At 66.7% G+C, this 24,012-nt stretch carries 21 protein-coding genes; 14 read left to right on the forward strand and 7 right to left on the reverse strand.

All coding sequences use genetic code 11. The annotated features are described in order from the left end of the window. The first annotated feature begins 82 nt into the window (after positions 1 to 82). Positions 83 to 1,114 carry a tRNA (adenosine(37)-N6)-threonylcarbamoyltransferase complex transferase subunit TsaD gene (gene tsaD / locus HLG70_RS05820; RefSeq protein WP_171663516.1) on the forward strand — a complete coding sequence of 344 codons (1,032 nt, stop codon included), beginning with the start codon at positions 83 to 85 and terminating at the stop codon, positions 1,112 to 1,114. Positions 1,115 to 1,148: 34 nt separating this feature from the next. On the opposite strand, the gene plsY is transcribed toward tsaD, so the two are convergent. Further along, on the reverse strand, positions 1,149 to 1,790 hold the full coding sequence (gene plsY / locus HLG70_RS05825; protein ID WP_171663515.1) for a glycerol-3-phosphate 1-O-acyltransferase PlsY: 642 nt from the start codon (positions 1,788 to 1,790) through the stop codon (positions 1,149 to 1,151). A gap of 181 nt (positions 1,791 to 1,971) precedes the next feature. Here plsY and surE point away from each other — a divergent pair, with 181 nt between their 5' ends. The 8 genes from surE to rlmD all read left to right on the forward strand — a co-directional run bounded on the left by surE (position 1,972) and on the right by rlmD (position 11,550). Continuing rightward, positions 1,972 to 2,730, forward strand: coding sequence for a 5'/3'-nucleotidase SurE (gene surE / locus HLG70_RS05830; protein WP_171663514.1), 759 nt, complete (start codon positions 1,972 to 1,974; stop codon positions 2,728 to 2,730). Continuing rightward, positions 2,715 to 3,539, forward strand: coding sequence for a protein-L-isoaspartate(D-aspartate) O-methyltransferase (locus HLG70_RS05835; RefSeq protein WP_234103415.1), 825 nt, complete (start codon positions 2,715 to 2,717; stop codon positions 3,537 to 3,539). Before surE ends, HLG70_RS05835 begins: the two co-directional genes overlap by 16 nt. Before the next feature lie 17 nt (positions 3,540 to 3,556). Continuing rightward, complete coding sequence (locus tag HLG70_RS05840; protein ID WP_171663513.1) at positions 3,557 to 4,414, forward strand: peptidoglycan DD-metalloendopeptidase family protein; 858 nt, start codon at positions 3,557 to 3,559, stop codon at positions 4,412 to 4,414. Further along, the gene (locus tag HLG70_RS05845) at positions 4,411 to 5,190 is read left to right on the forward strand and encodes a 3'-5' exonuclease (protein ID WP_171663512.1); all 780 of its coding nucleotides are present in this window, start codon (positions 4,411 to 4,413) and stop codon (positions 5,188 to 5,190) included. The genes HLG70_RS05840 and HLG70_RS05845 overlap by 4 nt, the downstream gene beginning before the upstream one ends. Before the next feature lie 174 nt (positions 5,191 to 5,364). Further along, positions 5,365 to 5,994: a hypothetical protein gene (locus HLG70_RS05850; protein WP_171663511.1), complete on the forward strand. Its 630-nt coding sequence runs from the start codon at positions 5,365 to 5,367 to the stop codon at positions 5,992 to 5,994. Between the two features lie 349 nt (positions 5,995 to 6,343). Continuing rightward, positions 6,344 to 7,096, forward strand: coding sequence for a TorF family putative porin (locus HLG70_RS05855; RefSeq protein WP_171663510.1), 753 nt, complete (start codon positions 6,344 to 6,346; stop codon positions 7,094 to 7,096). Between the two features lie 566 nt (positions 7,097 to 7,662). Beyond that, a complete protein-coding gene (locus HLG70_RS05860; protein ID WP_234103417.1) occupies positions 7,663 to 9,870 on the forward strand; it encodes an autotransporter outer membrane beta-barrel domain-containing protein in 2,208 nt (735 codons plus the stop codon). 186 nt (positions 9,871 to 10,056) lie between these two features. Continuing rightward, positions 10,057 to 11,550, forward strand: coding sequence for a 23S rRNA (uracil(1939)-C(5))-methyltransferase RlmD (gene rlmD / locus HLG70_RS05865; RefSeq protein ID WP_171663509.1), 1,494 nt, complete (start codon positions 10,057 to 10,059; stop codon positions 11,548 to 11,550). A gap of 25 nt (positions 11,551 to 11,575) precedes the next feature. On the opposite strand, the gene cueR is transcribed toward rlmD, so the two are convergent. Both cueR and HLG70_RS05875 read right to left on the reverse strand, forming a co-directional pair. Then, entirely contained in the window at positions 11,576 to 11,968 is a 393-nt protein-coding gene (gene cueR / locus HLG70_RS05870; protein ID WP_171663508.1) for a Cu(I)-responsive transcriptional regulator, read from the reverse strand. Between the two features lie 26 nt (positions 11,969 to 11,994). Further along, positions 11,995 to 14,277, reverse strand: a complete 2,283-nt coding sequence (locus tag HLG70_RS05875; RefSeq protein WP_171663507.1) for a heavy metal translocating P-type ATPase — start codon at positions 14,275 to 14,277, stop codon at positions 11,995 to 11,997. Positions 14,278 to 14,438: 161 nt separating this feature from the next. On the opposite strand from HLG70_RS05875, the gene HLG70_RS05880 reads away from it, so the two are divergent. The 3 genes from HLG70_RS05880 to HLG70_RS05890 all read left to right on the forward strand — a co-directional run bounded on the left by HLG70_RS05880 (position 14,439) and on the right by HLG70_RS05890 (position 17,207). Next, entirely contained in the window at positions 14,439 to 14,639 is a 201-nt protein-coding gene (locus HLG70_RS05880) for a heavy-metal-associated domain-containing protein (RefSeq protein WP_171663506.1), read from the forward strand. A 172-nt stretch (positions 14,640 to 14,811) separates the two neighbouring features. Beyond that, entirely contained in the window at positions 14,812 to 15,540 is a 729-nt protein-coding gene (locus HLG70_RS05885; protein WP_171663505.1) for a glutathione peroxidase, read from the forward strand. 236 nt (positions 15,541 to 15,776) lie between these two features. Beyond that, the gene (locus HLG70_RS05890) at positions 15,777 to 17,207 is read left to right on the forward strand and encodes a dihydrolipoyl dehydrogenase (RefSeq protein ID WP_171663504.1); all 1,431 of its coding nucleotides are present in this window, start codon (positions 15,777 to 15,779) and stop codon (positions 17,205 to 17,207) included. Positions 17,208 to 17,290: 83 nt separating this feature from the next. Here the strand turns inward: HLG70_RS05890 and HLG70_RS05895 are convergent, their stop codons facing one another. The 3 genes from HLG70_RS05895 to HLG70_RS05905 all read right to left on the reverse strand — a co-directional run bounded on the left by HLG70_RS05895 (position 17,291) and on the right by HLG70_RS05905 (position 20,348). After that, positions 17,291 to 18,181, reverse strand: coding sequence for a 23S rRNA (adenine(2030)-N(6))-methyltransferase RlmJ (locus HLG70_RS05895; RefSeq protein ID WP_171663503.1), 891 nt, complete (start codon positions 18,179 to 18,181; stop codon positions 17,291 to 17,293). Positions 18,182 to 18,194: 13 nt separating this feature from the next. Then, a complete protein-coding gene (gene ugpQ / locus HLG70_RS05900) occupies positions 18,195 to 18,944 on the reverse strand; it encodes a glycerophosphodiester phosphodiesterase (RefSeq protein WP_171663502.1) in 750 nt (249 codons plus the stop codon). A gap of 111 nt (positions 18,945 to 19,055) precedes the next feature. Continuing rightward, positions 19,056 to 20,348: a M20/M25/M40 family metallo-hydrolase gene (locus tag HLG70_RS05905; RefSeq protein WP_171663501.1), complete on the reverse strand. Its 1,293-nt coding sequence runs from the start codon at positions 20,346 to 20,348 to the stop codon at positions 19,056 to 19,058. Between the two features lie 352 nt (positions 20,349 to 20,700). Here HLG70_RS05905 and HLG70_RS05910 point away from each other — a divergent pair, with 352 nt between their 5' ends. Next, positions 20,701 to 22,665, forward strand: coding sequence for a SurA N-terminal domain-containing protein (locus tag HLG70_RS05910; RefSeq protein ID WP_171663500.1), 1,965 nt, complete (start codon positions 20,701 to 20,703; stop codon positions 22,663 to 22,665). Here HLG70_RS05910 and HLG70_RS05915 read toward each other — a convergent pair. Then, positions 22,662 to 23,309, reverse strand: coding sequence for an arylesterase (locus HLG70_RS05915; protein ID WP_171663499.1), 648 nt, complete (start codon positions 23,307 to 23,309; stop codon positions 22,662 to 22,664). The two genes, HLG70_RS05910 and HLG70_RS05915, sit on opposite strands and share 4 nt — an antisense overlap. Between HLG70_RS05915 and HLG70_RS05920 the strand changes: the two genes are divergently transcribed. Then, a complete protein-coding gene (locus HLG70_RS05920) occupies positions 23,308 to 23,985 on the forward strand; it encodes an ABC transporter ATP-binding protein (protein ID WP_171663498.1) in 678 nt (225 codons plus the stop codon). The genes HLG70_RS05915 and HLG70_RS05920 overlap by 2 nt on opposite strands. The last annotated feature ends 27 nt before the right edge of the window (positions 23,986 to 24,012 follow it).

Consider the following 24,012-nt stretch of genomic DNA (forward strand, 5'->3'; position numbering starts at 1 on the left):
AGGTTGTGGCGAGAGGGGCCGGACAGCCCTCCGCATATTCAGAAACACGCGTATTTTCGCATCAGTTGTAAACTCTGCCGCCATGATTATTCTCGGCTTTGAAAGCTCCTGCGACGAAACCGGTGTCGCAGCCGTTTGTACGGAACGCGGTCTGCTTGCGCACGCGCTGCATACCCAGATCGCCATGCACCAGGAATATGGGGGCGTGGTGCCCGAACTCGCCTCGCGCGACCATATCCGCCGTGTCGTGCCCCTGACCCGCCAAGTGCTCGAAGAGGCCGGCCTGCAGATGTCCGACATCGGCGCGGTGGCCTATACGGCCGGGCCGGGCCTGGCCGGCGCCTTGCTGGTCGGCGCCAGCGTGGCGCAGTCCTTCGCCTGGTCGCGCCATCTTCCCGCCATAGGCATCCATCACCTTGAAGGCCATCTGCTGTCGCCGATGCTGGCCGATCCGCGGCCCGACTTCCCGTTCATCGCCTTGCTGGTGTCCGGCGGCCACACGCAGCTGATGCGCGTGGATGGCGTGGGTCGCTATGAATTGCTGGGCGAAACGCTGGATGACGCCGCGGGCGAGGCCTTCGACAAGTCCGCCAAGCTGATGGGCCTGGGCTACCCCGGCGGCCCTGCGCTCGCCAGGCTGGCCGGCAGCGGCGACGCCTCGCGCTTCGAGCTGCCACGGCCCATGCTGCACAGCGGGGATCTGGATTTCAGCTTCAGCGGCCTGAAAACGGCCGTGCTGACCCGCGTCAAGGCAGCGGAGCAGGCGGGCGGGCTGGACGATCAGGCTCGCGCCGATCTTGCCGCGGCCACCCAGGGAGCCATCGTGGACGTGCTGGCGGCCAAGGCCATCCGCGCGCTGAAACAGACTGGCCTGCGCAGGCTGGTGGTGGCGGGCGGGGTGGGTGCAAACCAGCTGCTGCGCGCCAAGCTGGACGCCGCGCTCAAGCCCTTGAAGGCCCGTGCCTATTTCCCGCCGCTGGAACTGTGCACCGACAATGGCGCCATGATCGCGTTCGCGGCGGCGGAGCGGGTCAAGGCGGGTCTGGTGCGACTGGATCCCGATGCGCACAGCTTCACGGTGAAGCCGCGCTGGGACCTGGCGGATATCGCCTGAAACGCAATGGGCGGCCTGGCCGCCCGTTGTCCGCTTATTTTTTCTTGCCGCCGCCGATGCGGCTTTCCGTGCCCTGGATCAGGCGGGTGATGTTGGCGCGATGGCGGTAGAACAGCAGCACGCCGATGACCGCCAGCGCCACGGCCATGGGCGGCTGCGCATGCCAGGCCAGGCCGGATCCGAAAACGTAATAGACGGGGGCGAAGAATGCCGCCACCAGCGAGGCCAGCGAGGAATAGCGGAAGAACACGGCAATGATGAGCCAGGTGGCCGCCGTGGCGACGGCCAGCCAGGGCTGGATCGCCACCAGCACGCCGAGCGCGGTCGCCACGCCCTTGCCGCCCTTGAAGCCCAGGAACACCGGGTACAGGTGGCCCACGAAGGCGGCCAGCGCCACCAGCGCCAAGGCCACGGGGGCGATGCCCGGCGCCAGTTGCTCGGCCAGCCAGATCGCGAACCATCCCTTGGCCGCGTCACCCAGCAGCGTCAGCGCGGCGGCCGTTTTGTTGCCGGTGCGCAGCACATTGGTGGCGCCGGGGTTCTTCGAGCCGTAGCTGCGGGGATCCTGCAGCCCCATGAGCTTGCTGACCACCACGGCGAACGGCACCGAGCCGATCAGGTAGGCCAGCAGGACAAGCGCAGCGGTGAACGCCAGGGAGGGTTCGGTGATCGCCATGGAAAGGGAATCCGTTGTTGTAGTAATGGCTGCGGATTCTACCGCGCCCGGGGCGCGGACCGGGTTCGGGTTATCGAGCGTGCCCCGCTGGCGCCAGGCAAGCAGGCGGACTGACGGGAGGCGGCTGCGGACGGTACAATCCGCAACGCCCACCTGCGTTTTATTTTCTTTCGGATGCACAATGCGAATTCTGGTTTCGAACGACGATGGTTACTCCGCCCCTGGCCTTGAAGCGCTGGTGGCTGCGCTGCAGGGCCTGGGCGACCTCACCGTTGTCGCGCCCGAGACCAATCACAGCGGCGCCTCCAACTCCCTGACGCTTAACCGTCCCTTGTCCGTGCGCACCGCCTCCAACGGTTTCATCGCCGTCAACGGCACGCCCTCCGATTGCGTGCACGTGGCGCTCACGGGCCTGATGGATACGCGCCCCGACCTGGTGGTGTCCGGCATCAACAACGGCGCCAACATGGGCGACGACACCCTGTATTCGGGCACCGTCGCCGCCGCCAGCGAAGGCTATCTGTTCGGCATACCGGCCATTGCGTTTTCGCTGGCCGAGAAGGGCTGGGAACACATCGATTCCGCCGCGCGCGCGGCCCGCGTGGTGGTGGAACGGCATCTGGCGCAGCCGCTGGCCGCGCCGGTGCTGCTCAACGTCAACATTCCCAGCCGCCGTTTCGAGGACATGCATGGCTTCGCGGTCACGCGGCTGGGCAAGCGGCATCCGTCGCAGCCGGTGGTGCGCACCACCACGCCCTATGGCGATACGGTGTACTGGATCGGGCCGGTCGGCCTGGCCGCCGACGCCACGCCCGGCACGGACTTCCACGCCGTCGAGCAGGGCACGGTGTCCGTCACGCCGCTGCGCCTGGACCTTACCCAGCACAGCCAGCTGGACGAAATCCGCACGTGGGCGGAGCCGCTATGCGTAAACGCATAAGCCAACCCGACGTGTCGCAAGCCGCGTCCGGCCGCTCCAGCTCGGTGCGCCATGACTCCGGACGCCTGAGTCCGGGCATCACGCCCGCCAACAGCAACACGCGCGTGTCCGCGGCCACCTTGCAGCGCCAGGCCCAGGCGCCCCAGCCTGCATCCGGCGGCAACCTCGGCCTGAATTCCGAACGCCTGCGCCAGGCGATGGTGCAGCGCTTGCGGTCGCAGGGCATCACCGACGAACGCGTGCTGAACGCCATGTCCGTCGTGCCGCGCCATCTGTTCGTGGACGAGGCGCTCGCCAGCCGCGCGTATGAAGACGCGGCGCTGCCCATCGGCCATTCGCAAACCATTTCCCAACCCTGGGTCGTGGCGCGCATGATCGCGGCGGCCTGCGAAGACCGCACGCCGACGCGCGTGCTCGAGGTCGGAGCGGGCTGCGGATACCAGGCCGCGGTGCTGGCGCAGTTCGTGCGCGACGTCCACACGATTGAACGCATCCGCGGACTCTACGAGCTGGCGCGCGAGCATCTGCGCGCCTTGCGGCTGACCACCAGGATCCGCCTGATCCATGGCGATGGCACCTTGGGGCTGCCCGGCGTGGCGCCTTTCGATGCTATTGTTGTGGCTGCCGCTGGCTTGTCCATCCCGCAAGCGCTGCTTACGCAGCTTGCGCCGGGCGGACGCCTGATCGCTCCCGAAGGGGGCTCGAACCAGCGCCTCGTTCTGATCGAACGCACAGGCGCGGCCAGCTGGAAACGTACCGAACTAGAGGCCGTGCGCTTTGTGCCGCTGCGGTCCGGAATACAATCTTGAGCAAACAGGAGAAACGTATGCTCAACGGGCAGTTGCAACTGACCGATATGAATATGGGCGCGTCCATGACGCGCCTGCGCCGCCCGCTCTTTGTAGTGGGGGTCCTCAGCCTTGCCATCCTGGCGGGCTGCGCATCAAAAGGTACTCGTGCCCCGGTGGTCGACATGACCGGCGGGCAACCCGCGTCGTCGGCCCCGTCCGGCAGCTACGTGGTCAAGCCGGGCGATACGCTCTACAAGATCGCTCGCGCCAACAACGCCGATATCGAGAACATCAAGCGCTGGAACAACATCACCGATCCCAACCAGATTTCGGTCGGGCAGGTACTGAAGATGTCCGGCGGTTCGGGTGGCGGCGCGCAAACCGCGCCGGTCGCCAGCGCGAAGCCCCAGCCGCGTCCGCTGGACCAGCCCGACACCTCGGTGCCGGCCACGACTTCGCCCGACGCCACGCCTACGCCGCCTCCGGTTCCGGTTGAAACCAAGCCTGCCACGCGCGCCGCGGATGCGGGCGTCATCAACTGGGCCTGGCCGGCGGGCGGACAGATCGTGCAAGGCTTCAATGCCAGCAGCAAGGGCATCGATATCTCCGGCGCCCTGGGCGACCCGATCATTGCCGCGGCCGACGGCCTGGTCAAGTACAGCGGCAACGGCGTGCGCGGCCTGGGCAACCTGATCATCGTCGAGCACCAGAACGGTTTCATCACCGCCTATGCGCATAACCGCGCCGTGCTCGTGAAGACGGGCCAGACGGTCAAGCGCGGCGCCAAGATCGCCGAACTCGGCCAGAGCGACACCACGTCGCCCCGCCTGCACTTCGAGATCCGCCGCCAAGGCACGCCCGTGGACCCGATGCAATACCTGCCGCCCAAATGACGCCTACCCTGGTATTCGACCTGGAAACCATTCCCGACGCCGAGGGGCTGCGCAAGCTCAACGGCTGGGGGGCGGACGTGCCGGACCAGGAAGTGGTCGAGCGCGCGCTTGCCGCGCGCCGCGAGGCCGTGGGCCATGATTTCCTGCCGCTGCACCTGCACAAGGTGGCGGTGGTGGGGTGCGTGTTCCGAGACGACCAGGGCTTTCGCGTCAAGACGCTGGGCCAGCCCGATGATCCCGAAGCCGCCTTGCTGGCGGGTTTCTTCAAGACCATCGAACGCTATACGCCCAAGCTCGTGAGCTGGAACGGCTCGGGCTTCGACCTGCCCGTGCTGCATTACCGCAGCCTGATCCAGGGCGTGCCCGCGCCGCGCTACTGGGACATGGGCGAAGAAGACCGCGACTTCAAGTTCAACAACTACATCGCCCGCTACCACACGCGCCATCTGGACCTGATGGACGTGCTGGCCAAGTACAACGGCCGCGCCAACGCGCCGCTGGACGAACTGGCCAAGCTTTGCGGCTTTCCAGGCAAGCTCGGCATGGACGGCAGCAAGGTCTGGGAGGCCTGGAGCCAGGGCCGCGCCGACGAGGTGCGCGCCTATTGCGAAACCGACGTGGTCAACACCTGGCTGGTGTACTGCCGCTTCCGGTTCCTGCGCGGCGAGCTGGACCGGACTTCCTACGACGCTGAAATCGCGCTGGTGCGCGACACGCTCAGCGCCAGCGACGCGCCGCACTGGAAGGAATATCTGGCGGCCTGGGACGCGAACTAGCCGCTGGACGGGGCAGGGCATGGCCCTTGCGCCAGGAACACGGAGCCTGAACGGCTCCGTGTTTGCGTCTGGCGGGCAAGCAATCGACTGAAACATGGCCGGCATAGTCGAAACCTGGATGAAACCGGCGAGATCGCACAATGGCCTCGCTTTCTTCACTTTCAGGAGACCTACATGTCCCGATTCGCTATCCGCTCCAATTTGGCCGCCCTTGCTATTGTCGCCGCGACGAGCAGTTTCGCGGCCGGCTCCGCCATGGCTGCTCCTCCTCCCGCTGACGGCGGCCCGGCCGCCATGCACGATGGCCACCGCGGTGGCGGTTTCCACAAAGGCATGCGCGACGGCCTGTTCATTCCCGGCCTGGGTCCGGTGTCCAAGGCCCAGGTCGCCGAACTGAAGCTCGACGCCAAGCAGGAAGCCTTGTTCAAGACGGCCCAGGATGGCCAGCGCAGCCTGCACGAAGCGATGCGCGCCAACGGCGGCAAGCGCCACGAACTGCTGAAGGCCCAGCTGGACAGCGGCAAGCTGGATCCGCGCGCGCTGGTGCAGCAATCCGAAAAGTCGCGGGATCAATTCGGGCCGCAAGCCAAGCAGGTGCGTGACCAGTGGCTGGCCGTCTGGGACAGCCTGAACGAGACCCAGCGCGGCCAGGTGACCAAGATCGTCAAGGAACGCGAAGCCCGCATGGCCGAGCGTCACGCCAAGATGGAAGGTCGTCATGGCAAGGGCAGGGGGGGCATGCCTCCCCCGCCGCCCGCCGCCGGCGACGTGCCGCCGCCGCCCGCGCCGCCGAAGGCCAACTAAACCCTGGACTACCGGGCGGATCCATCCTCCCGCCCTGAAACCCCGGACGCCCCCGCGTGCCGGGGTTTTTTTTGCGCCCGCACTGCCGTTTATGCGGCGCATGAACCAGTTTGGCGCGTGTTCCCCATCTTGAAGCATGGAGGATGCGCACGCCGGTTCAGGCCGCACCAGCATGGTGCGCCGTGGCGAGGGTTCCGCCTCCCGCCAGCTGTTCTGGCGCAATCCAAAGCTGGCACGGACATTGCTTCATGGAACAGGAGCCGGTAGTAACCAAGCGCTGCAAAGCCGGTCAGCTGGATGCGCCTCAGGCCGTCCGCCTCCTCGTTAAATTCGATCAGGACTCCGCACCATGAAGAAGACGTTGCTAGCCTTGCCTCTTGCGCTTGCCGCTTGTTTCGCCGCGACGGCGCAGGCCGAACCTACCGACCTGGGGGGCGGGTTTTCGCTCAGCGGTAACGCGACCATCGTCAGCGACTATCGTTTCCGCGGCTATTCGCAAACGGATTTCCGCCCCGCCGCGCAATTGGGCTTCGACCTGACCCACAGTTCCGGTTTCTACCTGGGCAACTGGAACTCCAACGTCTCCAGCTTCGTGTTCACCGACGGCAACCTGGAAATGGACTTCTACGGCGGCTGGAAGGGCGACGTCGGCGGCGGATTCACGCTGGATGCCGGCGTGCTGCATTACTACTATCCGGGCTCCAGTTCCCCCAAGGGCGGCAACTACAACAACACCGACATCTACCTGGGCGCGTCCTACGGCAATTACAGCCTCAAGTATTCGTACACGCCCAGCGACTTCTTCAGCACGCCCGACAGCAAGGGCACCTGGTACCTGGACGGCACGGCCACGTTCGACCTGGGCGACGGCTGGGGCCTGCTCGGCCACCTGGGCTACCAGAAGCTCAAGAACCAGACCAACATGGATGGCGATTCCATCGGCCATTACGTCGACTACAAGGTCGGCGTAACCAAGGACCTGAAGGGCTGGATCCTGGGCCTGGCCGCCGTGGGCGCCACCAAGGACAACTGGCTGCCCACCAAGTACGGCCACCCCTCGGGCCGCATTGGCGCGGTCTTCTCGGTGGCGCGCGCTTTCTGATATCCGTGGCGGCGCCCTGAACAGCGTCGACCTTTGGAGGCTTGGTTGAGATTTCCCTTTGCGGGGCAATCTCATGCAAGCCTCCTTTTTTATTTGGGGCCGGCGTCCCGGACCTTGCGATGAGCCAGGTCCTGGCGTCCATTCCTCGGCAATGGAGAACCTTTTTTTTCAATACGCCACTCATATCGATTTTGGAGGAAATATCGATGCCTGACTCGCGTTCTCCATTCTCTCCCGTTGCATTGACCCTTGCGGGCGTGCTTGGCCTGGCAACTCCGACCGCCGTGTATGCCGCAGGGGCCGGCGGTACCGGCTATGCATCTGGCCAGCCCGGGGGAACCTCCTACGGCGGCAACCCGGCCCGGGGCGAAGGGGGCACCACGGGCAGTGGAGGGCTAAGTGTGGCTGGAAGCGCGGGTTGGCCGATGGGGGCGGGAGGCGTCGGCGGGGCAAACGGTAGTGCCGTCAATGGCAGTGGTGGCTCGGGGGCGTCCGCCTTTATCGACGGCCGAATCACGATCGGGGCTGGAGCCTTTGCGATTGGCGGGGGAGGGGGCTCCGGTGGCGTGACTTCGGTCCACGCCGGCACGCCGACAGCCTCGGGGGGCGACGGGGGAACTGCCGTGATCCTGACCGGCGGAGCCTCCAGCCGCGACTCCGCCAATGCAGGCGTGATCGTTGGCGGAGGCGGAGGGGGCGCTGGCGCGATCGCTTTCCTCGCCATGAACAGCGTCATTCCGGATCATGCCCACCTCGTCCAAGGCGGCAATGGTGGCGATGGCTTGCAGTGGGCCCGATCGGACTCCGGGTTCGTCAACACAGGCGAAATCTGGGGTGGCGGCGGCGGAGGGGGTGGCAGTTTCACGACCGTCCTGTCGAACGGTGTGCATTTCCGCTCCGGCTTGGGTGGCGCAGGCGGCGCGGGCGTCGTCATGTCGGGCGACCGCCTGCACTTGGTCAACCAAGGTGGCATATACGGCGGAAACGGCGGTGGCGGGGCCTCTTCTGGCTCGGGCGGCGCGGGCTTGCTGGTCGCCGGCAAGGATTCGGAGATCGTGCAGGATGGGGTCATCGAGGGGGGGCGGCACAACGGCCGCACCTTACGCGCGCAGGCCATCGGCGTGGCGGGCAGCGGCAATACGCTGATCCTGATGGAAGGCTCCACGACCACGGGAGACGTGCTTTTCACTGGCGCCAACAACCGGCTGCGGATCGGCGGCGGCGCGACGGCCTCGGTGGCGATCGACGGCGCCGTGAGTTTTGGCGCGGGCGGGGTGTTCAGCGTGCGCGCCACGCCTGCCGCCTTCGACCGTCTGACGGTAAGCGGTAACGCCGTGCTCACCGGCGCCGCGGTCGAGGTTCTTGCGGCGCCCGGCGCCTATGGCGAGCAGTTCAGCCAGGTCGTGCTCAGCGCGGGGGATACCTTCAATGGCACGCGCTTCACCGGGGCAACCAGCAATCTTGCCTATTTGACGCCGTCGCTTTCGTACTCCGCCGACGACACAAGAATGATGCTGACTTTGGTCCGCAAAACCGAGCCTGGCGAAGGCTCCGGCGTCGTGCCTGGGGGAACCACCGAAGGCGCGGTCCCCGGCGCAGGTTCCGGCGGCAATTTGATCCGGTTCGGCGATCTGGTGAGCGGCGGCAATGCGCGCGCCGTGGCCGACGCGGTCGAGACAATGCCCGCTTCAAATCCGGTCTACAGCGCCGCGATCAATCTGCCTGCCGGCGCGCCCCAGGGCTTCTTCTCGGCGCTGTCGGGCGAAGCGCATGCGGGCGTGGCGTCGGGTTTGAGCAATCTGTCGACGACGGTGCGCAACGTGCCGCTGGATCAGCTACGCAGCAATCTCAATGCGGGAGCGGCGCCTGGCGTGCCCACGGCCGCTGCCGGCGCCAACGATGTCGCGCCGTCCGCGGCCGTCATGCCGTCTTCGCTGGCCCGTCCGGCCTGGGCGCGAGTGGTCGGCAATTGGCAGCGATTGGGCGCAACCTCCGACACCAGCGCGATGCGCCAGCACACGGGTGGCGTGTTCGCGGGCGCCGACCATGCCGTGGGGGCGGGCTGGCGTCTGGGCGGCGCCTTGGGCTACACCGATTCGAGGCTGAACGTGGACGACCTGGCCTCCCAGGCCGACGTGTCCAGCTACAGCGCCGTCCTGTATGGCGGCAAGGCCTACGCGCTGGGCGCGGGCAAGCTCAATGTCATGGCGGGCGCTTCGTATACCTGGCACGACATCGGCACCGAGCGCCGCATCGCGGTGGGCGGTCTGGATCAGACGCTGACGGCTGACTACGGCGCCAGCACTACCCAGCTCTTCACCGAAGTGAGCTACGCCATGGGCGTGGCGCGCAGCCTCACGCTCGAGCCCTATGCGGGCGTGGCCTGGGCCGGCCAGCGCATGCGCGGTTTTTCGGAGTCCGGGGGCAGCGCCGCCCTGTCGGGCGCGTCGGACACCAGTGATACGACCACAACCTCGCTGGGCCTGCGCGCGGCGCAGGAAGTTGCGCTGGGGGCGCTGGCCGGCACGGTCACGGCCGGACTCGGCTGGCGCCATGCGTTCGGCGACGTGCGGCCCGAGAGCCGGCTTGCGTTCAACGCCGGCGAGGCCTTCACCGTGACCGGCGCCCCGATCGCGCGCGATGCGGCATTGCTCGAAGCGGGAGTTCATGCGCGGGTTGGGCGCAACACGACGCTGGGTCTGGCCTATGCGGGCCAGTTCGGCGGCGGCAACCGTGACCAGACGGGCACGATCAACCTGCGCTGGGCGTTCTGAACCTGTCTTTCAATGATGGAAACCCGTTTGCCGCGGCAGTAGGCGGCGTGGCCGCGGGGGAGCGCCTGACGCCGGCTCCGGCTGCGCGGGGTGGGGCGGGCGCTCCGGCCCCATCAAAGACCATTTCCGGGAATGGCCGCAGTCCTTCTACAATGCCAGGTTGCGTGTAATTCTGGACTGCGTGAGATGTCTGACGTTTTGAATATCGAATCCCTGGACCTGGAAGCCAGGGGTATCGCCCGCCGCGACGGGAAAGTCGTGTTCGTGGAAGGCGCCTTGCCGGGCGAACGGGTCACCGCGGTGACGTTGCGCCGCAAGCCGTCCTACGAGACCGCCCGTGTGGACCAGGTGCTGCGTCCCTCGTCCCAGCGCGTCGAGCCGCGCTGCCCGCATTTTGGCGTCTGTGGCGGCTGCGCCATGCAGCACCTGGAGCCCAGCACACAGGTGGCCATCAAGCAGCGCTCGCTGGAAGACACCTTCTGGCATGTCGGCAAGCTGCGCCCCGCGCGCATCCTCGCTCCCTTGCAGGGCCCCACTTGGGGCTACCGCTATCGCGCGCGCCTGTCGGTGCGCGTCGTGCCGAAGAAGGGCGGCGTGCTGGTGGGATTCCACGAGCGCAAGAGCAGCTTCGTGGCCGACATGCGTGAATGCCATGTGCTGCCGCGTCATGTCAGCGATCTGCTGCTGCCGTTGCGCGAAATGATCGGCTCCATGTCGGCGCCGGACCGCATGCCGCAGATCGAGGTGTCGCTGGGCGATGGCGTGACCGCGCTGGTGCTGCGCCATCTGCTGCCGCTGACCGACGGCGACATCGCCATCCTGCGCGCCTTCGCCGCCCGCCACAACGTGCAATGGTGGCTGCAGGCCAAGGGGCCCGACACCGTGCATGCGCTGGAGCCCGAGCACAACGATGCGCTGGCCTACACCATGCCGGAATTCGGCCTGCGCATGCCGTACCGCCCCACCGATTTCACGCAGGTCAACCACGCCATCAACCGTGCGATGGTCTCGCGCGCGCTGAAGCTGCTGGAAGTGCAGCCGACCGACCGCGTGGCCGACCTGTTCTGTGGCCTGGGCAACTTCACCTTGCCGCTGGCCACGCAGGGCCGCGAGGCCGTCGGCGTGGAGGGCAGCAAGGCGCTGACCGACCGTGCGTACGACGCGGCCTCGCGCCACGGCCTGGGCGATCGCACCAGTTTTGCCACATTGAACCTGTTCGAGGTGGACGCCCACTGGCTGCGCAGCCTGGGCTACTTCGACCGCATGCTGATCGATCCCCCGCGCGAAGGCGCGCATGCGGTGTCGCAGGCGCTGGCGGAACTGGCGCACGAAGAGCGTCCCCGCCGCATCGTCTACGTATCCTGTAATCCGGCCACGTTGGCGCGCGACGCCGCCATCCTGGTCCACGAGGGCGGCTACCTGCTCAAGAGCGCGGGCGTGATCAACATGTTCCCGCATACCGGCCACGTGGAGTCCATCGCCGTGTTTGAATCGCTGGATGCCGCGGGCGTGCTCGAAGTGAAAGAGCGTGCCCGTCAACGCGCCATCCAGGCTGCCGCGGATGCGGTGGCGGCCGAAGAAGCCAAGCTTGCCGCGGCGGCCGAGAAGGCGGCCGCCAAGCAAGCGGCCACCGAGGCCTACCTGGCCCGGGCGGCGGCCGAAGCAGAGGCCCAGCCGTAATCCGCCAGGCCCGGCCCGATGCGCCTCAGTGCGCGCACCCCAGGCTTTCCAGGATGGGGCAGTCGGGCCGGTCGTCGCCCTGGCAGTTATGCGCCAGATGCTTGAGCGTGGCCGCCATATCGCGCAGGGCTTCGGCCTTGCGCTCCAATTCCTGAACATGCTCCAGCGCAATGCGCTTGACGTCGGCGCTGGCGCGGCTGCGGTCTTTCCATAGCGCCAGCAGCTCGTTCATCTGCTCCACCGAAAAACCCAGGTCACGCGCGCGGCGCACAAAGCGCAGCGTGTGCAGGTCGTGTTCGCTATAGACGCGATAGCCCGAATCCGTGCGCACCGCCGGTCCGATCAGGCCGATGCTCTCGTAGTAGCGGATCATCTTGGCGGAGATGCCGGAGGTCTTCGCGGCTTGTCCGATATTCATCTTTCGACTCCTGAGTGCGATGGGTTTCAGGCTTGCGCCGCGCGCGGCCGGAACGCCTTCAGGCGCAAGGCGTTGCCCAGCACGAAGACGCTGGACAAAGCCATGGCGCCGGCGGCGAAGATCGGCGACAGCGACAGGCCAAAGGCCGGATACAGTGCGCCCGCCGCCAGCGGAATCAGCGCCGCGTTATAGGCGAACGCCCAGAACAGGTTCTGGCGGATGTTGGCCAGCGTGGCGCGGCTGAGCGCAATCGCGTTGGGCACGCCATGCAGGTCGTCGGCCATCAGCACGACGGAGGCGGCTTCGATTGCCACGTCGGTGCCAGTGCCGATGGCGATGCCGGTGTCGGCCGCGGCCAGCGCGGGCGCATCGTTGATGCCGTCGCCCACGAAGGCCACCTTGCGGCCGCCTTCGCGCAGCGTGCCGATGGCTTCCACCTTGCCGTCGGGCAGCACTTCGGCGCGCACTTCGTCGATGCCCAGCTGGCGCGCGACGGCTTGCGCGGTGTAGCGGTTGTCGCCAGTGATCATGGCGGTCTTCAGCCCCTGCGCATGCAGGGCGGCAATCGCGGACACGGCGGACGGCTTGATCGGGTCCGTCACCGCCATCATTGCGGCCGCCTGGCCGTCGATGGCGACATAGATGGGGGTCTTGCCTTCATTGCCCCAATCGGTGGCGCGGGCGCCAAATGCGCTGACGTCAACCCCGCGCTCGGCCATCAGGCGCGCGGCGCCGGCCAGCACCTTCCTGCCGGCCACCGAGGCTTCGACTCCCGCGCCCGTGATGGCGGCAAAGCCGTCCGCGGGCAACAGGTCCAGCTTGCGTTCGGCGGCGGCGGCCACGATGGCCAGCGCGATCGGATGTTCCGAGCGGGCCTGCACCGAGGCCACCCACTGCAACACCTCCTGGGCGTCATGGCCGGCGGCCGGTTCCAGTTCAGTCAGCGTGGGCTTGCCCAGCGTCAGCGTGCCGGTCTTGTCGAAGGCCACGACGTTGACGTCGCGCAGCGTCTGCAGGGCGTCGCCCTGGCGGAACAGCACGCCCATTTCGGCGGCGCGCCCCGTGCCCACCATGATGGACGTGGGCGTGGCCAGGCCCATGGCGCAAGGGCAGGCGATGATCAGCACGGCAACCGCATTGACCAGCGCATGCGACAGCGCGGGCGACGGGCCGAAGAAGAACCAGGTCAGGAAGGTGAGCAGCGCGGCCGCCATGACGGCCGGCACGAACCAGGCGGTGACCTGGTCCACCAGCGCCTGGATCGGCAAGCGTGCGCCCTGGGCGGCCTCCACCATGCGGATGATGCGGGCCAGCATGGTGTCCGCGCCGGTATGCGTGACACGCAAGGTGAAGCTGCCAGACGTATTCAGCGTGCCGCCGGTGGCTTGCATGCCCGGCTGCTTTTCGACGGGCACGGGCTCGCCGGTAAGCATGGATTCGTCGACGTAGGAGCTGCCTTCGATGATGTCGCCGTCCAGCGGGATCTTTTCGCCGGGGCGTACGACCACGATGTCGCCTTTGCGCACCTGCTCGATCTCGATGTCCTGCGCCTGGCCGTCGCGCATGACGCGGGCGGTGCGCGGCTGCAGGCCGATCAGGCGCTTGATGGCGGCGCCAGTCTTGCCCTTGGCGCGCGCTTCCAGCATGCGGCCCAGCAGAATCAGCGTGACGATCACGGCGGCCGCTTCAAAGTAGATGTTGCGCGCGCTTTCCGGCAGCCAGCCGGGGGCGAAAGTCGCCACCACCGAATAGCCCCAGGCCGCACCGGCGCCCAGCGCCACCAGCGAATTCATTTCGGGCGCGCGGCGCCACAACGCCGTGAACCCCTTGGTGAAGAACTGCCGGCCGGGCCAGGCCAGCACGGCCGTGGTCAGCACGAACTGCAGCAGCCAGCTGTTTTGCTGGCCTATGGTGGCCAGCACCCAATGGTGCATGGCGGGAATCAGGTGCGAGCCCATTTCCAGGGCGAATACGGGCAGCGTCAGCACCAGCGCGGCGATGAACGCGCCTTGCAGGCGATGGGCCTCGGCGTCGCGCGCCTGCGATTGCCGTTCGGCATGGTCGTCCTGGGCCGCGATGGGACGGGCCTCGTAGCCCATTTTGCCGACGGCGGCGACCAGGGCTTGCGGCTCGGCGGCAGCCGGGTCGAACGACACCAGGGCACGTTCAGTCGCCAGGTTCACCTGGGCTTGCGCAACGCCGGGCACGTTGGTCAGGGCTTTTTCCACGCGCTTCACGCAAGAGGCGCAGGTCATGCCTTCAATAGCGAGTTCCAACTCGGAAAATGAGGAGGGGCTGGCAACGCTCATGGCAGTCTCGATCAGGATAGGAGCACCCAGTGTCATCCTTCCCATTATGGGAAGGTCAAGGCTTATTCTACGCTTGACCTTGACATAATGGGAAGGTTTAAGCTGGCCATCATGGTGGAGGCAAACAATCGCCACCGTCCCTGAACCCTCTGGAGAAACACATGAGCATCGAGTTCCAAGTGCCTGACATGACCTGCGGTCATTGCGTCAAGACCATCACTGGCGCGGTCAATCAGGCGGCCCCGGGCGCTACCGTGGCGGTGGACCTGCCGTCGCACCGCGTCACGGTCACCGGCACGGACCAGGCCGACAAGATCGAAGCCGCCATCCGCGACGCAGGCTACGAGCCTTCGCGCGTGTAACCCGCCGCCGCCGCGGGTCGGGCTATGATAGACCCGATCTCGCGACGGTTATTTCTTCATTGCTAAAAACTATTGATCAATTAAATTAATTAAATTTGAATAATCAATAGCGAAGATTTATCATTCTTTCCATGGTGGTTAAACAAACCCCGCTACCCAAGGAGAGATTTGAATGCTGCAAAACCGCGAAGGCCAACGTGTTCCCAACGTTACGTTCCCCGTCCGTGAGGACAACACGTGGAAGAAGGTCACGACCGACGACCTGTTCAAGAACAAGACGGTCGTAGTCTTCTCGCTTCCCGGCGCTTTCACGCCGACTTGCTCGTCGACCCACCTGCCGCGCTACAACGAACTGGCCCCCGCGTTCTTCGACGCCGGCGTGGACAGCATTGTCTGCGTGTCGGTCAACGACACCTTCGTCATGAACGAATGGGCCAAGGATCAGGAATCGGCCAACATCACGCTGCTGCCGGATGGCAACGGCGCCTTCACCGAAGGCATGGGCATGCTGGTCGACAAGAGCGACCTCGGCTTTGGCAAGCGCAGCTGGCGCTATTCCATGCTGGTCAAGGACGGTGTGGTCCAGAAGATGTTCATCGAACCGGAAAAGGAAGGCGACCCGTTCGAAGTGTCCGACGCCGACACCATGCTGGCTTACGTCGCGCCCAAGGCCAAGAAGCCCGACCAGGTGGTCGTGTTCTCCAAGCCGGGTTGCCCGTTCTGCGTGGAAGCCAAGGCGCTGCTGGACAGCAAGGGCTACGCTCCGATCGAGATCCCGCTGGAAAACAAGGTCCGCGGCCGTGTGATCGGCGCGGTGTCCGGCAAGGGCACGGCTCCCCAGGTGTTCATCAATGGCGCCTTGATCGGCGGTCTTGAAGACCTGAAGGCGCACTTCGCCTGATCAGCCACAGGTTGGCGGCCGGACAGGGGACCAGATCCCCGTCCGGCCGGCCGGACGCGCGGCCCCAGGGCCGCGCCATCCCGGCCCGCACGAGTTTCCCTTCTTCCGCACCCTCATCGCATTGCTGCGCGCCCCGGAACCGGCGGCGCGGGACGGTGTTCGTCCAGAGGATGCGCAACAAGGCGGAACTCGCCTTTGAATCCTTGCTTCACGCTCTACCCGGGGGATACCCAGTCATGAAAACTCTGCATACCGATATTGCTGTCATCGGCGCCGGCACCGCAGGTCTGGCCGCCTATCGTGCCGCGAAGGCCGCGGGCAAGCGCGCGCTGCTCATCGAGGGCGGTCCCTATGGCACCACCTGCGCCCGTGTCGGCTGCATGCCGTCCAAGCTGCTGATCGCGGCGGCCGAAGCCGCGCACAACGCCGCCCATACCGAGGCGTTCGGCGTCCACGTGGGTGGCGAGATCTCTGTCGACGGCGGCGAGGTCATGGACCGCGTCAAGCGCGAGCGCGACCGTTTTGTCGGCTTCGTCCTGGAAGGCGTGGAGAACATTCCCGCCGAGGACAAGCTGCGCGGCTACGCGCGCTTCGTGTCGGATACGGTGCTGCGCGTGGATGAGCATACCGAGATCCATGCGTCGCGGGTGGTGATCGCGACGGGTTCGCGCCCGTCCGTGCCGCCGCCGTTCCGCGCGCTGGGTGATCGCCTCGTCGTGAACGACGACGTATTTGCGTGGGATGACCTGCCGCGCCGCGTGGCGGTGTTCGGGCCTGGCGTGATCGGACTGGAACTGGGCCAGGCGCTGTCGAGGCTGGGTGTGGAGGTGCGCGTGTTCGGTGTCAGCGGCAGCCTGGGCGGCATCAGCGACCCGCAGGTGCGGCAGACAGCGCGGAAGATCTTCCAGCGTGAGTTCTACCTGGATCCGGACGCCCGCGTGCTGGAAACCTCGCGTGTCGGCGATGAAGTGGAAGTTCGCTACGTGACGCTGGACAACAGCGAGCGCACCGAACGCTTCGACTATGCGCTGGTGGCCACTGGCCGGCGTCCCAATGTGGATGGCCTGGGCCTGGAGAACACCTCGCTCCAGCTCAATGCCCATGGCGTCCCGGTATTCGACCGGGAGACGATGCAGGCGGGAAATTCGACGATTTTCATCGCGGGCGACGCCAATGCCGACGCGCCCCTGCTGCACGAAGCCGCCGACGAAGGCCGGATCGCGGGTGAAAACGCCGCGCGCTATCCCGAAGTGCGCCAGGGACTGCGCCGCGCTCCCTTGGCCGTGGTGTTCTCGGATCCGCAGATCGCCTTGGCGGGAGCGGGCTACGGGCGCCTGATCCCGGGCACCTTCGTGACGGGCGCCGTGGATTTCAGCGATCAGGGGCGTTCGCGCGTCATGCTGAAGAACCGGGGCATGCTGCACGTGTATGCGGATATCGAGACGGGCCGCTTCCTGGGCGCGGAAATGGTCGGCCCCAGCGCCGAACACATCGGCCATCTGCTGGCCTGGGCCGTGCAGCAGGAGCTGACGGTGGAGCGCATGCTGGAAATGCCGTTCTACCACCCCGTGATCGAAGAAGGACTGCGCACCGCGTTGCGCGATGTTGCTTCCAAGCTGGTCCTGGCCCGGGAGGCCTTGCGCCAGACCGCCGCCGAAACGGTGTAATCGGCCGCAGGGGCATGGAAAAAGGGGCTGCCATGAGCAGCCCCTTTTTTGTCGTGACGGCAGGCCCGCTTGCGGGCCGCAAGCTATTCGTCGGAGTGCTTCTTGGCGACGGGGAAGGGGTTCTCGCGGAACTGCAGCGTGAAGCCGGCCCGCTCGTCCTGGCCGAGCTCACGCGCCAGGTAGGGCATGGCCTGCTTCAGGGCATCGTGCAGCGTCCACGGCGGGTTGATCAGGAACATGCCGCTGCCGTGCAGCCCGTAGCCGTCTATCGTGGACTTCTTGACGGTCAGGGTGGCGTGCAGCCAGCTCTTGACCTTCAGGTTCTCGAAATGGCGCGCCATTTCGCTGGCCTCGCGGCGTTGCACCAGCGGATACCAGATCGCGTAGGTGCCCGTGGCGAAGCGCTTGATGCACTCTTTCACGGTGAGCAGCGTGCGGCGGTAGTCGTGCTTGTCTTCGTACGACGGGTCGATCAGCACCATGCCGCGCCGCGTGGGCGGCGGCAGCAGCGCCTTGACGCCCTCGAAGCCGTCGTCGCCGTAGATGGTCGTCTGGCGCTGCGCGGCGCGGCCCTGGTGTTCCAGGTTGCCGACCAGCGTGTCGATCTCGGTCGGGTGCATCTCGAACAGGCGCAGGCGGTCTGAGGGACGCATCGCGTCCAGCGCCAGCCACGGCGAACCGGGATAGCGCTTCAGGCGGCCGTTGGTGTTGTAGTCGCGGATGCGGGCGACGTAGTCGGCCAGGATCGGGGGCAGGTCCTTGGCGTCCCACAGTCGGCCGATGCCGTCCGCGAATTCCGAGGTCTTGGCCGCCCAGTCGCTGTCCAGGCTGTAGAGGCCGGCTCCCGCATGGGTGTCGACGACCCAGTAGGGCGCGTCTTTCTTGTTGAAGTAGTCCAGGGTGTGGACCAGGATGGCGTGCTTGAGCACGTCGGCATGGTTGCCGGCGTGAAAGGCGTGGCGGTAACTGAACACGGGGCGTTCTGCCTCAGGCGGCCGGCCGGATCGCGGCCAGCTCGTCGGTGAAAATGCCGTCGATGCCCCAGTCGAGCAGCAAACGGGCGCGTTCCGGGTCATTGACGGTCCAGGCCGCGATCCGATAGCCGGCGGCATGCACGGCGTCGATCAGTTCGCGGGTTGCGTCTTTTTGGTTGATGTTCAGGGCCACGCAGTCGTACTTGGCCAGGCGCTCTTGCCAATCGGCCGGCACTTGCTCCACCAGCAGGGCGCGCGGCAGCTCGGGCGCGGCTTCCCGCGCGGCCTGCAGGGCTTCCTCGGCGAACGAGGACAGGAGCGGCGGCGTGCCCGCGCCGTCCCACAGCTTTCTTGCGGCCAGCGCCACGGCGCGGCCGGTCTCGGCCTCACGGCCGGGGCAGGGCTTGATTTCGACGTTGCTGGCGATGTTGTTGGCGACCGTGTAGCGGGCGACTGCGGCAAACGTGGGCAGCGGCTCGCCGGCATAGGCGGCCGAGTGCCAGCCTCCGAAGTCCAGCTGCGCCAGTTCGGCAAAGGTCTTGGCCGCGGCCGGGCCCTGGCCGTTGGAAGTGCGGTCGACGTCATCGTCGTGCATCAGCACCAGCACGTTGTCGCTGCTGAGCTTCACGTCGTATTCGAACATCGTGAAACCGTGCTCGGCGCCGACGCGCATGGCAGCCAGGGTGTTCTCCGGGGCCAGACGGCCGCCGCCGCGATGCGCGATGTAACGGGAATATGGCCAGGAGGGGAGGTTTGCGGTCATTTCGGTGTTGCTTTCGAGTTCTTTTGGGACAGGTTGCAAGGATACCCTGTTCTCAGTCGGCGGCGCCCGTCCCGGGACCGCATGCTCCAGGGACGGACGCCGCCTTGCCCCTTACTTCAGCGGCGCCTTGTCCTGCGACACGTCCATGATCATCCTCGTCGCCAGGTACAGCCGCGGCACGATGCTGTTGATCTGGATGTACTCGGCGTCGTTGGAGTGGGCGCCAAAGCCGCTCAGGCCCATGCCCTCGATGACGGGGCCGCGGGCTTTCAGCGCGGCGAACGCAGCGTCGGTGCCGCCGCCGCTGGCGCGGTCCACGACTTTCATGGGCAGGTCGAGTTCCTTGTAGATCTGGACGCCGTGCTGGGCCAGCTTGCGGGAGGCCTCGGTGGCTTCGAGCGGCGGGCGGCGCACCTCGAACTTGACGCTGACCTTGGAGTCCGGCAGCAGCTTCTTCTGGGCGCGCTCATCCAGGGTGCGCGACAAGGCGTCGAAGTCGGAAACCCGCAGGGCGCGGGCGTCTGCCTGGGCGGTGGCCTGGCCGGGGATGACGTTGCGGTTGGTGCCTGCCTGGGCGACGGTCCAATTGAGCTTCAGGCCGGCTTCGGGCTTGGACAGATCGTCCAGCTGCAGCAGCTGGTGGGACAGTTCATAGAGCGCGTTGACGCCGCCCTCCGGACGCGCGCCGGCGTGCGAAGTCTTGCCCTGCACGGTCAGGTAGGCCGCGCCAATGCCGCTGGTGGCCAGGGTCAGGCGCGGTTCGACGCCGCCGCCTTCGAACGAGAAGATGGCGTCCTGATCGGCGCCCAGCCGGGTGATGGTGCTGCGCGCGCCGGGCGAGCTGATTTCCTCGTCGCCGTTGATCAGCACCGTGATGGTGCCGTAGTCGGCAAAGCCCAGGTTCTTCAGCAACGCCAGGGTATGGATGATGGTCGCCACGCCGTGCTTGTCGTCGGCGATGCCCAGCCCATAGGCCCTGTCGCCGTCCACCCGAAAGGGCTGGTCCTTCAGCATGCCATTGCGGTAGACGGTGTCCATGTGGGCGATCAGCATGATTTTCCGGGTGCCGCCGCCCTTGAATTCGGCGTGGACCATCGGCCCGACCTTCTCGGGGGTGTCGTCCAGCCGGAAAACGTCCGTGGGTGCGATGATCTCGACGCTTCCGCCCAGCGCCTTGAGGCGGTCGCGGATCAGTTCGGCGATGCGCTCCACGCCTTCGACGTCCTTGCTGCCCGATTCGATATTGACCAGGTCGCGCATGGTGTCCAGCATGGCCTGCTGCTGGCCTTTGGCCGCGTCGTGGACGGTGGCCACGGGCGCGGCCAGCACGGCGGGAGCAAAGCCCAGGCAGGCAAGGGCGAGGCAGGTTCTGAGGACATGCAGGCGAGGGGATGGGAGCGGCATCGTTGGGTAACCTTTATGCGTGCGTGGGAGGAGGCGCCGGCGTCCTGCCGGCCCCGGGGCGCGCCGGCAACTGCGGGCTTACCCTGAGGGCCACGATACGGGGGGACGGGTGGGGCGGAAATGGTGATTTCCCGGGTTGACGGCCTGGGGCTTCCATGCGGCAGGGAGGTCTTGCGCCGCCCTGGATCACACCTGAGTGAATCCGCAGCTCCTTCATGAATGAGAAATGCTAAAATCCGCCCGCTGATCCGGTATAACCGGTATGGGAATAGGGCGAATCGAGTTCGCCTTTTTTTATGCGTTTTCGTGCGGCTCCGGGTGGATACCCCCGGAGCGCGGCAACAGGGATTCCATGTTCGAATTTATTCGCAGCCATCGGCGCTGGATGCAGCTCATCCTGCTGCTTCTGATTGTGCCGTCCTTCTTCCTGGTCGGGATTCAAGGCTATGACAGCTTCATGCGTCAGGAGCCCGAGTTGGCTACGGTCGCTGGCCAGCCGATTTCACGCGCCGAGTTTGACCAGGCGCACCGCAACCAGCTTGAGCAGTTCCGTCAGCGCATGGGCGCGCAGTTCGACCCGGCCGTGATCGACACGCCCGCGTTGCGTGAAGGCCTGCTGAACCAGCTCATCAACCAGCGCCTCCTGGCCAACGTTGCCGTCGACAACCGTTTCTCGGTGTCCGACGAGACGCTGCGCAACACCATCGCCGCCATCCCGGAAGTCCAGGACAACGGCCGCTTCTCGCCGGAACGCTATCGCCAGGTGCTGGCTGCCCAGGGCTTGTCGCCCACCTCGTTCGAGGCCGGCCTGCGCCGCGATCTGGCGGTGGCCCGGGTGCTCGAGCCCGTCGGCCAGTCGGCCCGCGCGCCCGCCGAAGTCGTGTCCGCCCTGGAAACGGCGTTGACGCAAACGCGCACCGTGCAGCTGCGCAATTACGCCGCTGCGGATTACCGCTCGCAAGTCAGCGTCTCCCCGGCCGACATCCAGGCCTGGTACGACGCCAACAAGCAGCAATTGCAGATTCCGGAACAGGTCCAGGTCCAGTACCTGGTGCTGGACGAAGCCGCCGCCACGCAGGGCATCCAGGTCAAGGACGAGGACCTGGCTTCCTATTACGAGCAGAACAAGAGCCGCTTCGGTGATCCCGAACGCCGCCGCGCCAGCCACATCCTGATCGAACTGGCGCCTGGCGCGTCGGAAGACGTCCGCAAGGCCGCGCGCGCCAAGGCCGAGGATCTGGCCAAGCAGGCCGCCGCCGATCCCTCCAAGTTTGCCGAACTGGCAGGCAAGAGCTCGCAGGACGCAGGCTCGGCCGCCAAGGGCGGCGACCTGGGCTGGCTGGCTCCGGGCGCTCAGCCCGGCGCGCTGGACAAGGCCATCTTCGGCCTGGCCCAGGGCCAGGTGTCCGGCGTGGTCGAAAGCCCGTTCGGCCTGCACATCGTCAAGGTCACCGAGATCCATCCCGCGGCCATCAAGCCCCTGGCCGAGGTCAAGGACCAGATCACCGGCGAAGTCCGCAAGCAACTCGCAGCCGAGCGTTTCTCGGAAATGGCCAGCCAGCTGAACAAGCAGGTCTATGACCAGCGCGACAGCCTGCAGCCGGCCGCCGACACTGTCGGCCTGAAGCTGCGCACCGCGTCCGGCGTGACCCGCGAGGGCCTGCTGCCCGCCGCCAATGCCGGCCCGGGTTCGGCCGCCGACAGCCCGGACGCCGCGCTGCTGGACAATCCGCGCGTGCGCCAGGTGCTGTTCTCGCCCGACGTGCTGCGTGAAAAGCAGAACTCAGGCGTGATCGAACTGTCGCCGGACACGATGCTGGCCGTGCGCGTCGCCGCGGTTGAGCCCGCTCACGTGCCGCCGCTGGACAAGGTCAGCGACTCGATCCGCGCCAAGCTGCTGGACGAGCGTTCGGCCGAAGCCGCCAAGAAGGCCGGCGAAGCCGCCCTGGCAGCCGACAAGGCCAATCCCGCCGCCCAACCCGAGGGCTTTGCCCCCGCCGTGACGGTGTCGCGCCAGGATCCCAAGGACCTGCCGCGTCCGGTGCTGGACGCCGTGATGCGTCTGCCGTCGACCCCGCTGCCGGCCTATGCCGGCGTGCAGTCGGGCGTGGACTACACCTTGGTGCGCCTGGAGAAGGTCGAGGCCGGCAAGATCGAAGCCGCCGACCGCGAGCGCCTGGCGCAGCAGTTGTCGGGCGCCTGGGGCCAGGCCGAAAACGAAGCCATGATCCGTATGCTGCGCGAAGAGTACAAGGTCAAGGTGCTGCCCGGCGCCGCCGAGGTCATCCGCGGCGAACAGCCGCAGGCCGCCGGCTAATTCAACAGTGGCCGCAGCGTCGGCCACACATTGTCCAGCAATTGAGGCTGGGCATCCTCGTTCGGATGGATGCCGTCAGCCTGGAACATCGCCCGGTTCGTTGCAATTCCTTCCATCAGGAATGGCACGAGCCGGGCGTTTTCGTCTTTGGCGACCGTAGGAAACAGCTGGGCGAAGCGCTGGGCGTAGTCCCGGCCGTAGTTCGGCGGAATCTGCATGCCGACGATCAGCACCTGGGCATCGGCCTTGCGCGCGGCCTGGGTCATGGCGCGCAGGTTCTGTTCGGTCATGTTCAGCGGCAGGCCGCGCAGCGCGTCATTGGCACCCAGCTCCAGCACCACCACGGCCGGCGAGTGCTGCCGCAGCAGCGCCGGCAGGCGGGCCACGCCGCCGCTGGTCGTGTCGCCGCTGATGCTGGCGTTGACGACCTGGAACTTCGGGTATTGTTCGGAAACCCTTGCGGAGAGCAAGGGCACCCAGCCCGTGCCGCGCTTGATGCCATATTCGGCGGACAGGCTGTCGCCAACCACCAGCACGGTGCGCGGCGAGGAACCCTGGGCCGCGGCAGCGGTCTGAGCGTGGGCGGGCGCCACCACGGCGATCGCCACAGCGGACACTAGAAGCAGACGGGAAAATAGGCGCATGGATAGCAATAATTCGATCGTGGTGAAAGGGCTGGGCAAGCGGGTGGCCGATGCCGGCGGGACGCTGTCCATCCTGGAAGGTATTGATTTTACGGTCGCGGCGGGCAGCGCCGTCGCCATCACGGGCAGTTCGGGCTCGGGCAAGTCCACCTTGCTGGGACTGCTGGCCGGGCTGGATGTTCCCAGCATGGGCAGCGTACACCTTGCGGGGCAGGACCTGTTCGCGCTGGACGAGGACGGCCGCGCGCGCCTGCGGGCCAATCACGTGGGGTTCGTATTCCAGTCGTTTCAGCTGCTGCCCAACCTGACGGCGCTGGAAAACGTGATGCTGCCTTTGGAGCTGGCGGGGCAATCCGCCCGCGACGCGTCGCAGGCCATGCTGGAGCGCGTGGGACTGGGTGCCCGCCTGCATCACTATCCCCGCACCCTGTCGGGCGGGGAGCAGCAGCGCGTATCGCTGGCGCGCGCCTTCGTGGTGCAGCCGGACCTGCTGTTCGCCGATGAACCCACCGGCAGCCTGGATGCCGCCACGGGCGTGACGGTCATCGACCTGATGTTCGATCTGCACCGCGAACACGGCACCACCCTGGTGCTGGTGACCCATGATCCGCAACTGGCCGCCCGTTGCGGGCGGCAATTGGTACTGGCTGCGGGCCGGATGGTCCAGGGCGACTGACGCCCCGGCCGGCCCGCGCCGCGTGCG

Origin of the sequence: Achromobacter deleyi (genome assembly GCF_013116765.2) — a bacterium.
GTDB classification, from domain to species: domain Bacteria; phylum Pseudomonadota; class Gammaproteobacteria; order Burkholderiales; family Burkholderiaceae_B; genus Achromobacter; species Achromobacter deleyi_A.